We start from the raw sequence: 13,818 nt of genomic DNA, 5'->3' as shown, positions 1-13,818 counted from the left end.
CCCTGACAATCTTGCCGAACAGCATGGCGCAGCTATGGTTGCCGCCGAAGGCAGGTGCGCGGCATGGGCAATGGTCGAACGGATTCGGGCAAGGCTCCGCCTTCTTGGACACCGCCATGGACACGCTGTTCGAGGCGCGAAGCGAGCGCGGCCTTGTTGGCGGGCGTGGCCAGCTGTGCCCTTCCGGGGTGGCCAAGGGCCGAAGTTCTGGCCGCTTTGCCATCCTCGGCGCGCCTCGTCGGCTTGCCCCTGCTTGTCCAAGCCGATCTCGCTGCGATCAGTCCGGGCCCTCTGTGGCAGGGTATTGCTGGAAGTTGGCAAAGAAGCGATTTTGCCAACCAAAGGCCGGTCGATCCTGAGCGGCGCACGGCCAAGCCTGCCGTGCGCCTGCTGGTGCCGCCTGAACAGGCTTTCACCGATGCCTTGGTTGTCGGTGTTGCAGCAGGCGCAAACAACCTTGGCGATTGTGTCGACACCTTCGGACTGGCGGCAGTCGAAGTCTGCTACGAAGGCAATGTCGCAAGGATCGAACGCCCTGGCGTTCTGAAATACCGCGATGCCAATGGCGCACTGCGACACGCTTCAGGCTGGTGGGCCAAGCTGACGCATGATGGCCGCAGCATGGCCGATCATCCCGATGGAGGCGCCGAAGTCTATTTCCGCGCCATTCCGCAAGATCCCTCGATGCAGCCGCGTGTCATCGGGCCATACCGCTTCTATCCGCGCGCGACGATGCATGATGCGGAACTGGTGGTTGCGCCATCGCGGCCAACGGTGCCGGGAAAGCGCTATCGCACCTTGCGCGATGCCGCCGAGTTCATTCGCAGCGCAGGCAGGAACTTTCCCCGCATCCTCATTGCCGAACCCGGCCTGCATGACTGGGGCAGCCTGTCCGTCAGCCATGAGACGCTGGGCTACACCGTGATCGAGGCAAGCGTTCCGGTGGTCATCGGCAAGGCCGCCCGCACGATCGGACAGCGCGGCATCGACACGGGTGGCACCATGCGGCCGAGGCTTGGCCCGCTCTGCTTTCGGGGGCGCAACATCACACTTGATTTCAGAAACATGTTTCACGTCTTTCACGAACGGCCTGAGAATCGTGAGCACTGGCTGGATGGTTGCCGCATGACCAACAGCGCGCCCGCTGGCAGGGCTGCTCTGTGGCGGATGGGGTCGCGCAGCATTGCCCAGATGATACGGGGAAAACCCTATTTCACCGAAGTGCGCGCGTCGAACCTTCTCAACGCCATGTATGGCTGCTCGCTGGCGCGCAATTGCACGCTTGAGAAAGGCGCGGCCGACATCTTCACCGAAGGGCTTTGCATTTACGGCAATAGTGTTGTCGACTGGGACAGCACGCTGGACTGGACGGTCTATCGCCCGGCACTGGAGGTCAGGTTCGACAGGCCGGGCATGGCGGCAACGCTGGAATGCTCCGGCAACAACCTTGCCCGGTCGCGCCGGATCATTGCGCGTGTGGATGGAAGGATCGTAGGCGAGCTGATCACTGGCAACGACGAGGCACTCCACGCGAAAGACAGCGGTTCGGGCTATACCTTTGCCGATCTGGCGGCATGGCTGAACGGCTTGCAGGGATGGTCGGCGCAGGTGCTGGACAACAGCCGTCTGGCTGCATCAGCGCAGATTGCGGGCAGCATCGGCCCCTGGGGCCCGGCTGCCGTGACGAGAGACGGACTGACGATCTTCAGCTATTTTGATCTGCACTCCGACTTCTACCAGAAGAACCATACCGGTATCCCGCTGGAGAACGTCGTCATCATGGACAACGATGCCAGGGGGATTGTGGCGCAGAACCTGTTCCTCTCTGGCAAAGGCGGCTGCGCGGATGTTCTGGTGATGGGCAATCGCTTCGAGAACAAGGGGTATGGCGGGCAGGAACAGCCGCGCTTCCGCATGTCGAGCCAGCTTTCCTTCGGGCAGAGCCACGTGGTGATCGCGCACAACGCATTTCTGGGCCAGAATATCGCGATCCGGACCGACAATCCCGCAACCGTCCTCGATCGCTACTGCCTGATTGCAGACAACGCCGTGGAGGCGGTGACATGGAAGGGCGCGATACGCGGAGAGCCACAGATCAGGAACAACGCACTACCATCGCCAAAGGCGGAAATGCGCTGACCGACGTGAGTGGATAAGGACGCCTGAAGAGGCGGAAGTGGCTCCCTGAGTAGGATTCGAACCTACGGCCGCTCGATTAACAGTCGAGTGCTCTACCGCTGAGCTATCAGGGAGCAGCCCCGGTTGCCCAGGGCAGGTGCGCGCTAATAACAGGGCTTTCGGGTTTGGCAAGCACCTGTTTTCAGATTTTTCGTCACACCATGAACTGTTCCGCGAAGATGCGGTCCTCAAGGCTCTGACCGCGATCGAACAGCAGGGTAAGGCGATGTTCGGGCCATGCCTTCACCCGCACTTCGCTGACATCGCGCACTTCCTTCTGGTCGGCCACGACCAGCACCGGACGCTTCACCGATTCGAGCGCCTTGAACACGATCTCGTAGGTATCGGGCAGGATTGCCCCCCTCCAGCGACGCGGACGAAACGGGCTGATCGGGGTGAGCGCAAGCATGTTGGACGAGAGCGGGAGGATCGGCCCGTTCGCCGAAAGATTGTAGGCGGTGGAGCCTGCCGGGGTGGCAACCAGAACGCCGTCGCAGGCCAGTTCGGGCATCCTGACCTTGCCATTGACGCTTACCTCAAGCTTGGCGGTCTGACGGGTTTCGCGCAGAATCGAGACTTCGTTGATGGCGCAGACCGAATGCTCTTCGCCGGTATTGGTCGTGGCCGTCATGCGCAGCGGGCAGATGGCAATGGCGGTTGCCTTGGCAAGCCGCTCCTCGATCGGGCGGCCGGAACGATACTTGTTCATCAGGAAGCCAACCGTGCCAAGGTTCAGGCCGAAAGCCGGAACGACATGGTCGATGTCGAGCATGGTGTGCAGGGTTTGCAGCATGAAGCCATCCCCACCGATCACAACGGCGGCGTCAGCCTCGTCAAGCGGAACCCATGCACGTTGCCGCAGAAGGGTCTCTCTGGCTTCCTGCGCGCGTTCGGTAGGTGAAGCGAGTAGCGCGAGACAGGCATAATCCGGCATAGTCTTTTTGCCTCCCGGCATGGTCCACTTTGCAAGCGGTCGTGGCGGGAGGGATATGGGGTGCGGGCCCTTGGCGCAATGCACAAAACCGGGAGGCGGCAAGTGGCGGAACGGTTTTGCAAGGTTTTTCAGGTTAGGCCAGCCCGCTATGGATCAGGCAGCCGGTTCTTTCGTGCGCGACGAGTTGACGGGGCTGCCGGCCCGCAGCGAGGCCATAGCCTGGCTTGATGCTGCCGCCGACAGGGGCCACCTTCAGGCCATGCTGCTGGGCCTGCACCGGTTCCGCTCGGTCAATATCGCCTATGGCCATGCAGGCGGCGATATGGCGCTTGCCGAGATTGCCCGGCGCATCCGTGATTTCGCACTGGAAGAGCTTGGCCCTGCGGGCTTTGTTGCGCGCATTGGCGGCGGTCAGTTTCTTGTCGCGGCGACTGCGCCGCTCAGCCGCGAGCGATGGCAATGGCTGGCAGAGGCGCTTGGGCAGACCGTGGGGCGTGCCTTGCCGCTTCATGGCGAAGTGCTGCATCTGCTCCCGCGCATTGCGCTGCTGCGCAAGAGCAGCCGCGCAAGCGGGCGCGAACTGCTTGACCGGCTCGATCAGGCGCTGACCAGTCTTGAGCAGAAGGCAGGAACCCGCGTGCTGTGGGCGGATGGTTCGCACCGTGCGCGCGGACGCAGCGCCGCCCGCCTTGAGGCCGATCTCATTGGCGCGATGGCGCGCAACGAGATCGGTCTGGTCTATCAGCCGCAATACCGGGTGGCAGATGGGGCTTTGGCGGGGGCAGAGGTGCTGGCACGCTGGAACCATCCGCAACTGGGGCGGATCGGGGCGGAAACGCTTTTTGCCATAGCCGAGCGCGGCGATCATGTCGGACAGCTTTCGCGCCACATCGTGCGAAGGGCGCTGTCCGGCGACGAGAACTGGAAAGGGCTGGTGCCGCTGTCGATCAACATCACTGCTGAAGATCTTGCAGCGCAGGGTTTTTCGGCGATGTTCCGGCAAGTGCTGCACGATACCGCAGTTTGCCCGGAACTGATTACGCTTGAAGTGACCGAACAGACGCTGATTGCCGATTTTGTGCGTTCAGCGGCGGTTCTGGGCGAACTGGCCGGGCTGGGTGTGCGCATCGCGCTGGATGATTTCGGCACCGGATATGCGAATTTCCGCACGCTGAAAGCACTGCCCATCGATACGCTGAAGCTCGATGCCTCGCTGATTGGTGACGTGGACAGCGACAATCGCGACCGGGCAATACTGCGGGCCATCGTGGCCATGGCAAGGGCGCTCGGCCAGAAGATCGTGGTCGAGGGGATCGAGCGGGACAGCCAGCTTGCGGTTCTGGCGGAGGAAGGCTGTGACGTGTTTCAGGGCTTTCTGCGCTCCGGCCCGGTTGATGCCGCAACGCTGGAGACGCTGGTCAATATTGCTGGCTAGGCCGCCTTCCTTGCCCGCTTCACGATGGCGGCAAGGCCCTTGGTCAGTTGCACCAGGCCATTGAGCCGCCCCTCCGCAGTGCCCCACGCGCGCTGGATCACCAGCTTGTTGTCGGGCCGCAGCTTTGCCACACCGTTGAGGCGCGCGACATAGGCAACGAGCCCTGCCGGATCGGGGAAACTGTCCTTGTGGAAGCTGACAAGCGCGCCCTTGGGGCCGACATCGATCTTGGCGATATTGGCGGCAATGGCCTGCCGTTTCACTTCGATCAGGCGCAGCAGGTTTTGCGTTGCAGCGGGCAGGGGGCCGAAACGGTCGATCATTTCGGCGGCAAGGGCCTCAACCGCTTCAGGCCCTTCAGCATCGTTCATGCGGCGATAGAGCGCCATGCGCACCGCCAGATCGGGCACGTAGTCTTCCGGGATCATGATCGGCGCATCGAGCGTGATCTGCGGGCTGAGCGCCTCACGCTCGCGCGCGAGGCCGATGTCACCGGCCTTGGCGGCAAGGATCGCGTCCTCCAGCATCGACTGATAGAGTTCAAAGCCGACTTCCTTGATGTGGCCCGACTGTTCATCGCCCAACAGGTTCCCGGCGCCCCGAATGTCGAGATCATGGCTGGCAAGCTGGAAACCAGCACCCAGACTGTCGAGGTCACCCAGAACCTTGAGACGCTTTTCGGCAACTTCGGTGAGGGCGGTATTTTCCGGCACGGTGAGATAGGCATAGGCGCGGATCTTGCCTCGTCCCACGCGGCCACGAAGCTGGTAAAGCTGGGCAAGGCCGAAGCGGTCGGCGCGATGGATGACGATGGTATTGGCCGAGGGAATGTCGATGCCGCTCTCGACGATCGTGGTCGACAGCAGAACCTCGTATTTCTTCTCGTAGAACGCGCCCATGCGGTCTTCGACCTCGGTCGGGGTCATCTGCCCGTGCGCGGTGACGAAGCGGACTTCGGGAACGTTGAGCCGCAGCCATTCCTCCAGTTCGGGCATGTCGGCGATACGCGGCACCACGATGAAGCTCTGTCCGCCGCGCTGGTGTTCGCGCAGCAGGGCCTCGCGCATGACCATGTCATCCCACGGCATGACATACGTGCGCACGGCAAGCCGGTCGACCGGCGGGGTCTGGATGGTGGACAGTTCGCGCAGGCCCGACATGGCCATCTGCAAGGTGCGCGGAATCGGCGTGGCGGTGAGAGTGAGGACGTGAACGTCCGTCTTCAGTTCCTTGAGCCGCTCCTTGTGGGTGACGCCAAATCTCTGTTCCTCGTCGACAATGACAAGGCCGAGACGCTTGAACTCGATCGACTTCGACAGGAGCGCATGGGTGCCGATGACGATATCGACCTTGCCGCTGGCCAGCCCGGCGCGGGTTTCCGCTGCTTCCTTGGAAGGCACGAGACGCGACAGGCGGCCGATCTCCAGCGGGAAGCCCTGAAAACGCTCGACGAAGCTGGCATAGTGCTGGCGTGCCAGCAGCGTGGTCGGTGCAATGACCGCAACCTGCTGGCCCTGCATGGCCGCGACGAATGCCGCCCGCAGCGCCACCTCGGTCTTGCCGAAGCCCACATCGCCGCACACGAGCCGGTCCATCGGCTTTCCGGAAACCATGTCCGACAGCACATCGTCGATGGCGCGTTCCTGATCTTCGGTCTCTTCCCAGGGGAAGCGATCGACAAAGGGGCCATAGCTGGCCGGGTCGACCGGCAATACGGTGCCCTGCCGCAGCGCGCGCCGGGCGGCGGTGGCCATGAGCTGGCCCGCCATTTCGAGAATGCGCTCGCGCATCCGCGCCTTGCGGCGCTGCCATGCCTCGCCGCCCAGCCGGTCGAGCGCGACGCCTTCGGCGTCCGAGCCATAACGCGAAAGGACATCGAGGTTTTCAACCGGAATATAGAGCTTGTCGCCCCCGGCGTATTCAAGCTGGACACAATCGTGCGGGCTATCTCCCACGCCGATGGCTTCGAGGCCGATGTAGCGACCGATCCCGTGGTCCATGTGAACAACGAGATCGCCGGGGGTAAGCGCTGAAAGCTCGGCCAGAAAGGCATCGGCGTCCTTGCGCTTCCTTTTGCGCCTGACGAGCCGATCACCAAGGATGTCCTGTTCGGTCAGCAGTTCCAGATCGGCGCTGGCAAAACCCTGTTCGAGCGGCAGGACCACGGCGACAGGCTTGCCAGATGCGGCAAGGCCAAGCGCTTCCTGCCAGGTTTCGGCCATGAGCGGCGCAGCCTTGCCCGCTTCGGCAAGCAGCGAGGCAAGGCGCGCGCGTGAACCGGCGGTGTAGGCGGCAATGATGGGCTTGCGGCCGCGCGTGCCAAGCGCCGCGATATACCTGGCAGCCGCTTCATAAATGTTGCTGGAGCCCGCCGCAGCAGCCGCACGTTCGGGCGCGAAATCATGGCTGGAGGTAAATCCGAAGTCGACAACCTGGGGCGCTTCCGGCTCGGCAAAGATCGTCGTGCGGTGGACCGGCCATGCGGCAAGCGCGCGCTGCAGTTCCCCGTGTGAAAGGTAGAGCGCGGTTTCTGCCAGAGGCCGGTAGCTGCCGGGAGCCTTGGAGGAGGACTCGACGCGCGACTGGTGATAGTCGGCAATATCGGCAATGCGTTGTTCGGCCGCCTTGATGGCAACCGCATCGATCAGCACCAGATCACCGGCGTCGAGATGATCGAACAGCGTGACGAGCCGGTCTTCCAGCAAGGGCAGCCAGTGCTCCATCCCGGCCAGACGGCGACCTTCGCTTACTGCCTGATAGAGCGGATCACCGGTGGCGTTGGCGCCGAAAAGCTCGCGATAGCGGCCGCGAAAACGCTTGATGCTCCCTTCATCGAGCAGGGCCTCGCTGGCGGGGAGCAGAAGATGCGTTTCTACCGGCTGCACCGAACGCTGCGTGGCCGGATCGAACAGGCGCAGCGTTTCCAGCTCGTCGCCGAAGAAATCGAGCCGCAAGCCATGATCGAGACCTGACGGAAAAATATCGAACACCGATCCGCGAACCGCATATTCCCCGGCATCGGCCACCGTGTCGGTGCGCGAATAGCCCTGTCGCTGGAGCAGCGCGATCAGGCTTTCGCGTCCGATCTCGATGCCGGGGCTGAGGAGGCGGGTGGATTCACGGATGCGGAACGGCGTGAGGACGCGCTGGAGGACGGCGTTGATCGTCGTCACCACGAGTTGCGGGCCGGTCTGCTTGCGCTGGAGCCGCGAGAGCGCGGCCAGGCGGCGCGAACTGATGGACAGGGCTGGTGACGCACGGTCGAACGGCAGGCAGTCCCATGCCGGAAACTCGATCACTTCCAGATCAGGCGCGAAGAAGGCTGCGCTTTCGGCAATTGCCCGCATCGCGGCATCGTCCGGCGCGATGAATACCGCGCGTCCCGTGCTCGCCCGTGCAAGGTCTGCCAGCACGAGCGGCTGCGCGCCGCGCGCAACCGAGGCCAGGGTCAGCGGCGAGCTGGCGGAAAGAATGCGGGACAGATCGGACATGGCGGAGCGGGTGGGGCCGAAACGAAAACGTCAGCGCGGAATGTCGACGTAGTCGAGCCGCCGCATGGCGTCCATCATGACGCCGCGATATTCTTCGGGCACTTCCTGCGTGCCAAGCGCCCACGCCATGATGTCGACGTCGTCCTCCTCGATCAGGGCTTCAAACCAGGTAACCTGATCTTCGGACCACTGGGCGTGGAAACGGTCGAAATAGCAGCCAATCATGTAGTCCGCCTCGCGGGTGCCGCGATGCCATGCCCTGAATTGCAGACGGCGAAGGCGCGCTTGCAGGTCGGGTTGCGCTGAGGCTTGCTGGGTGCTTGCCGCAGGAGTTTCCAATGGGCTTGTCGGATCGGTCATCAGCAAGGCCGTTAGGCGCAAAAACGCCGCGAAACAAGGCTTCGCGCCCTGTTCGATGGGCCATGATTCGATCTGTTGCGACAGGGGGTTTTTGACAGTCCGCCACCATCCCGTCGCATGGCGCGCCGAGCGGCGGGATGGTGTATCGGCGCGGTGTCCGGTTTTCAGCCGCGCAGGGCCGCGATAATGTCGGCAGGCTGGCGGCCAATGAGATCCTTCGAGACCTCGCGCACGATCACCTGCTGGGTGGCCTTGCTGTAGTGATGGCGCATCTCGCCAAGGGTCCGGGGCGCGGCGATGACGACGAGCTGCGCGATCCGGTGCGCCTGCACTTCGCGGTTGAGCCATCCCGTCACGGCTGCTGCGTGAGCGTCCTCGTCAAGAAGGTGTCCGGCGGGATTGCCCGCGCTGGAGTAATGACGTCCGCCTGAGCTGTGATTGTGTTCGTTAAGCTTTGGTGTGGGCAGCGCAGAAAGTTCGGGCGCGGCCTCGTTGCCGGTGTTGCGCCAAAGTTCCCAGTTCTTCCCATCAACCAGAGCGATGATGGTGCCGTGCGGGATCAGCATGGATTCGTTCCTTTTTTGCCGTGCTTGTCCGGCGCAGCAAGCACCCGAAGCGCGGCCGCATCCATGCGTTGAATCAAAATGGGAATCAAAATGGCATGCGCGAAGCAAAATAGCCGGAGGATTCCATGCCGGCGGCATTGGCGCAGGGCCGTGGTTGCGCCTATGTCGGCACCATGCGGCCCGAAGTGCTCAATTGTCTGTTTGCGCAGTCCGCCGGTCTCAAGGGCGTCGGGCCGGGCCTGTCGCGTCCGCTGGAGCGGCTGGGCCTGCAACGGATCAGGGATCTGGCATATCATCTTCCGGAACGGTTTGTGCAGAGGCGCGCCGTTGCCAGCCTCGATGAGGCCGCGCCCGGCGAACAGATCGTGGTCGCGCTCACGCCGCGCGAGCATCGCCAGTCATCCGGGCGGGGACCGTTCCGGGTCATGGCCGAGGATGACATCGGCAATATCGTGGCGCTGACCTACTTCGGGCGCGCATCCTATACCGCCAAGAAGCAGCTCCCAGTTGGAGCGCGGCGCTGGGTTGCAGGCAGGCTGGACCAGTTCGGGCAGACGTGGCAGATCGTCCATCCGGATCACGTGAGCGCCGATGGCGCGGCCATGCTCGGCCAGTTGAACGAGCCGGTCTATGGTCTTTCCGAAGGATTGACGCAGGGGCGGGTGCAGGCGCTGGTGCAGCAAGCCCTTGCCCAGTTGCCACACCTGCCGGAGTGGATCGAGCCGGGATTGGTGGCGCGAATGGACTGGCCGGCATGGCACGATGCCTTGCAGCGTGCGCACCACGGCCACGACAAGGCCGCGCGTGACCGGCTGGCCTATGACGAATTGCTCGCCAACAGCCTTGCACTCATGCTGGTGCGCGAGAGCAACCGGGCGCGCAAGGGCACCCCGCTGCATGGCGATGGGCACCTGCGCGCCCGCCTTTCCTTGCCGTTCGAGCTGACGGGTGCTCAGAAGCGGGCCATAGCCGAGATCGAAAGCGATCTTGCCCAAGGCGCGCCGATGCTGCGGCTGCTTCAGGGTGATGTGGGATCGGGCAAGACCGCGGTGGCGCTTCATGCCATGCTGATGGCGGTGGAATGCAGCACACAGGCGGCCTTGCTTGCGCCGACGGAAATCCTTGCCCGCCAGCACGCCGAAACTCTTCAGCGCATGGCCGCTGGCACGGGGGTGACGATTGCGCTGCTCACTGGCCGCGACAAGGGCAAGGCACGCGAGTCCATTCTGATGGGCCTGGTTGATGGCAGCATCGACATTTGCGTCGGCACGCACGCGATCTTTCAGGACGCGGTGACGTATCGCAATCTGGCTCTGGTGGTGATCGACGAACAGCACCGCTTCGGGGTGGGGCAGCGCCTGATGCTCAGCCAGAAGGGGCGGCGCACCCCGCATTGTCTTGCCATGACAGCAACACCCATCCCGCGCACGCTGACCCTTGCGGAATACGGCGAGATGGATGTTTCGCGGCTCGACGAGATGCCGCCGGGCAGGCAGCCGATCGACACACGCGTGATTGCGCAGGAGCGACTGGGCGACGTGATCGAGGCAATCGGGCGGCACATTGCAAAGGGCGCGCAAGCCTATTGGGTCTGCCCCATGGTGCGCGAACAGGAAAGCGCCGATCTGGCCGCTGCAGAGGCTCGCCATGCCATGCTGCGCGAGCGTTTCGGACATGGCGTGGAAATGGTTCACGGGCAGATGCGTCCTGAAGACAAGGACAGCGCCATGCAGCGGTTCGCCCGCGGCGAGGCAAAGCTGCTTGTGGCAACGACCGTGATCGAGGTCGGCGTGGATGTGCCCAATGCCACACTGATGGTGATCGAGCAGGCGGAGCGCTTTGGCCTTGCACAGTTGCACCAGTTGCGCGGACGGGTTGGGCGGGGCAGCCAGCAATCGACTTGTCTCCTGCTGCGCGGAGACGCATTGTCCGAGACGGGGCGCGAGCGTCTTGCCCTGATGCGCGAGACGCAGGACGGCTTCAGGCTGGCAGAGGAAGACCTGCGCCTGCGGGGCGGGGGCGAGCTTCTCGGCACCCGGCAATCGGGCGACACACCATTCCGTGTCGCCGATCTCGATCAGATCGCGCGGCTGCTGCCGCTGGCACACGATGACGCGCGTCTGTTGATGGAACGCGATGGCGGCCTTTCATCCGAACGCGGTGCTGCTGCACGCATCCTGCTCTACTTGTTCGAACGCGACTGGGGGGTGCAGCTCCTGCGCGGCGGATGAGGTGGGAGCGGCAGGTTCACTGCCGCTCCGCCGTCGGGTCTGTAAGCGGCCCGAAGATTACATCTGCCCGGTTGCGGCGCTCTTGGTGGCGTCGGCAAATTGCTGCGCTGTCATCCCGATGAACAGGCCGTTCGGACCATTGGCAACCGCCGTGCGGGGCAGCTTCACCTTGGCCGTGCCGGTATCGAGCACGAAGTCTGCCTCGGCAACCTCGCTGATCTTGCCGATGACGGTTACGCCATCCGAAGCGTGCACCGGGGCATCGACGACGATTGCCGCAGCAAGCGCAGCAGCGGTTTCGGCGGCAGCCTTTTCAACAGCGGCGTCCAGTTCGTCGCGCGTGAAACCGATGACCGGCCCCTTCGGGCCTTGACCAAGCGAGGAAACCGCGAGCGTCGCCGTGTTCTTGCCAGTATCGATCACGAAGTTGGGGGCGGCAACGGTCTTGATTGTGCCGACCTGATTGCCGGCTGCATCATAGACGACAGTGCCTTCGGTCGGTTGGGCCATGGCTGATGCTTGCGCCTCGCCCTGTGGTTGCGCCTGGGACTGGGCCTGCACTGGGGCAGCGATTGCGGCCGGAAGGGCGATCGTGGCGATAAGAGCGAATTTCATCGGTTTGGACAGCACGTGTCAGTTCCTTTGCAGTTGATCCCCAAGCGAAAGGGGCGAGTGCAAAGGGGGTTCCCGCGCGGAAACCGCTTGGCGGCCTGTCCTGCATTTTTCACGGCGAAATGATCTAAAGGTATAATGTAGTATATCTAAAGATAGTATTGCGCCTGATCGGGAAGCGGACGCGGCTCACCTGCATCGCCAGATCATGACGATGCCAGCAGAGGTTCGCATGCGGAGGAATGAGAAGGGATGAAGTGGTCGGGGAGAGAGGATTCGAACCTCCGGCCCCTGCCTCCCGAAGACAGTGCTCTACCAGGCTGAGCTACTCCCCGACCGATCAGCAACCGGCGAACCGGCTGCGAGGCAGGCGCGCCCTATACGCAGCGCAAAAGAGGCTGGCAAGCGGGGTGGACAAAGTTTTTTGAACCCTGCGCATTGGCGGCATCGATGTCCTACGCCGGTTTCATGCGGCGGCCTTCCAGCCTTGCGCAATGCCGCCTGAACGCGCCGTCTCGCACGTTCGGAAGCGGCGCACCAGTTCGCGCAGTTCGCTGGCCCCGCGCGCCAGTTCGTGCGCGGCGGCATTGCTCTGCTCTACCATCGCGGCATTCTGCTGCGTGACCATGTCGAGCTTCGCGAAGGATTCGTTCACTTCGCCCAGCACTGCGGTCTGCCTGCAGGTGGTTTCGGTGATTCCGGCGATTGCCTCGCTGACAGTGCTGATCTGGGCAAAGATCCGCCCAAGCACTTCGCCGGTCTGCCCGACCAGACTGACGCCCTGTGCCACCTGCTCGCCCGATGTCTGGATCAGGTTGCGGATGCTGCTGGCCGCTTCGGCAGAGCGCTGCGCAAGCGCACGCACTTCATTGGCCACGACCGCAAAGCCTTTGCCGGCATCGCCCGCGCGCGCGGCTTCGACACCTGCATTAAGGGCAAGCAGATTGGTCTGAAAGGCGATTCCGTCGATCAGCGTGATGATCTGGCCGATCTCGGCCGCCGACCGCTCGATTCCCGTCATCGCCTCGACGGCCGAGGAGACGACCTTGCTTCCTGCAAGCGCGGATTCCTGCGCTTCGGATATGGCCTGCCGGGTCGCATCGGCTCCGCTTGCGGTCTGGCGGATTTCTGCGGTCAACGCTCTGGTGGTTGCCGAGCTTTCCTCAAGCACGCTGGCCTGATGCTGGGTGCGCTGGGCCAGATCATCCGACGCCATGCGAATTTCGCTCGAGCCCTGTGCGATCTGTTCCGTGGTGGCGCTAACCGCGCTGACAAGCCTGCCAATGTCGTCAATTGCCGCATTGAAGCTGTCCTTGAGGCCGAGATAGGCTTCGGGCAGCGGGTCGGTGATCTTGCTGGCCACGTCTCCGGCAGCCAGTTGCTCAAGCCGTTTGCCAATTGCCGAGATGACGCGATGCTGTTCTTCGGATATCCGGCGCCTCTCGGCTTCTGCTTGCGCATCCGCGAGTTCTTTTGCCGCTCTCGCTGCTGCCTGGTCGCGGATGAGCTTTTCCAGCTGCTGGCTGAGAATGACGAGCGCTGCGGTTTCCACCAGAACGATGGCGGCGTGAAGGATCACCCGCATGATGTCGCCCGCGCTGCCATAGACCAGTTCTGGCGCAATGAAATTGCCAAGCAGATGGTGCGCCGCGGTGAGAGCCGCCGCGGTGATGATCGGCCGCCAGTCAGCCAGCACGGCGATGGTGGCCAGCGCAGCGAAGAAGACCATGTGCATGTCGATCATCCACGGATAGCCTGCCCACTGGTAGAGCAGGATCATCGGGAAGCTCATAACGGCGGCCGCCATGGCGTGACGTGCGGCAGCATCGTTACGGCCCTGGACGACAAGCATGAGCGCCAGTCCAGAAACGACAGCGGCAGCGAACGGGGGAATGAGTCCTGATTGCGCCCAGAAGGCGCCAATGAAAATGATCGCTCCGGAAATGGCGCAGATGCCGCCAAGCACGCGCATTCCCATCGCCCGCAGTGTATCGAGTTCGCTCATGGTCGG

The 13,818-nt window shown here is 63.3% G+C and carries 9 protein-coding genes and 2 tRNA genes; 3 read left to right on the top strand and 8 right to left on the bottom strand.

Annotated elements, in window-relative coordinates; genetic code table 11:
- Window positions 1-243 precede the first annotated feature (243 nt).
- Window positions 244-2,139 (top strand): hypothetical protein, encoded by a 1,896-nt coding sequence (locus tag DKM43_RS06715; protein ID WP_109797658.1) that lies wholly within the window; start codon window positions 244-246, stop codon window positions 2,137-2,139.
- A 38-nt stretch (window positions 2,140-2,177) separates the two neighbouring features.
- On the opposite strand, the gene DKM43_RS06710 is transcribed toward DKM43_RS06715, so the two are convergent.
- Together DKM43_RS06710 and DKM43_RS06705 are read right to left on the bottom strand one after the other, a co-directional pair.
- Window positions 2,178-2,252: transfer RNA gene (locus tag DKM43_RS06710), tRNA-Asn, on the bottom strand.
- An 80-nt stretch (window positions 2,253-2,332) separates the two neighbouring features.
- A complete protein-coding gene (locus tag DKM43_RS06705) occupies window positions 2,333-3,112 on the bottom strand; it encodes an NAD kinase (protein ID WP_109797657.1) in 780 nt (259 codons plus the stop codon).
- A 148-nt stretch (window positions 3,113-3,260) separates the two neighbouring features.
- On the opposite strand from DKM43_RS06705, the gene DKM43_RS06700 reads away from it, so the two are divergent.
- The gene (locus DKM43_RS06700; RefSeq protein ID WP_109797656.1) at window positions 3,261-4,547 is read left to right on the top strand and encodes a bifunctional diguanylate cyclase/phosphodiesterase; all 1,287 of its coding nucleotides are present in this window, start codon (window positions 3,261-3,263) and stop codon (window positions 4,545-4,547) included.
- On the opposite strand, the gene mfd is transcribed toward DKM43_RS06700, so the two are convergent.
- The 3 genes from mfd to DKM43_RS06685 all read right to left on the bottom strand — a co-directional run bounded on the left by mfd (window position 4,544) and on the right by DKM43_RS06685 (window position 8,964).
- Window positions 4,544-8,038, bottom strand: a complete 3,495-nt coding sequence (gene mfd, locus DKM43_RS06695; protein WP_109797655.1) for a transcription-repair coupling factor — start codon at window positions 8,036-8,038, stop codon at window positions 4,544-4,546. The genes DKM43_RS06700 and mfd overlap by 4 nt on opposite strands.
- Before the next feature lie 30 nt (window positions 8,039-8,068).
- Complete coding sequence (locus DKM43_RS06690) at window positions 8,069-8,398, bottom strand: FAD assembly factor SdhE (protein ID WP_109797654.1); 330 nt, start codon at window positions 8,396-8,398, stop codon at window positions 8,069-8,071.
- Window positions 8,399-8,562: 164 nt separating this feature from the next.
- Window positions 8,563-8,964: a host attachment protein gene (locus DKM43_RS06685; RefSeq protein ID WP_109797653.1), complete on the bottom strand. Its 402-nt coding sequence runs from the start codon at window positions 8,962-8,964 to the stop codon at window positions 8,563-8,565.
- Window positions 8,965-9,137: 173 nt separating this feature from the next.
- Between DKM43_RS06685 and recG the strand changes: the two genes are divergently transcribed.
- Window positions 9,138-11,195: an ATP-dependent DNA helicase RecG gene (gene recG, locus DKM43_RS06680; protein ID WP_109798052.1), complete on the top strand. Its 2,058-nt coding sequence runs from the start codon at window positions 9,138-9,140 to the stop codon at window positions 11,193-11,195.
- A 57-nt stretch (window positions 11,196-11,252) separates the two neighbouring features.
- Here the strand turns inward: recG and DKM43_RS06675 are convergent, their stop codons facing one another.
- The 3 genes from DKM43_RS06675 to DKM43_RS06665 form a co-directional block, all read right to left on the bottom strand.
- Entirely contained in the window at window positions 11,253-11,810 is a 558-nt protein-coding gene (locus tag DKM43_RS06675) for a hypothetical protein (protein WP_109797652.1), read from the bottom strand.
- Between the two features lie 255 nt (window positions 11,811-12,065).
- Window positions 12,066-12,142 (bottom strand) — tRNA-Pro (locus DKM43_RS06670).
- Between the two features lie 131 nt (window positions 12,143-12,273).
- Window positions 12,274-13,812: a methyl-accepting chemotaxis protein gene (locus DKM43_RS06665; protein WP_161554046.1), complete on the bottom strand. Its 1,539-nt coding sequence runs from the start codon at window positions 13,810-13,812 to the stop codon at window positions 12,274-12,276.
- Between the last annotated feature and the right edge of the window lie 6 nt (window positions 13,813-13,818).

Source organism: Novosphingobium meiothermophilum, from assembly GCF_003171715.1.
Taxonomy (GTDB): Bacteria; Pseudomonadota; Alphaproteobacteria; order Sphingomonadales; family Sphingomonadaceae; genus Novosphingobium; species Novosphingobium meiothermophilum.
Note: the sequence above shows the minus strand (reverse complement) of the source record. Positions and strands in the feature narration are given on the sequence as shown.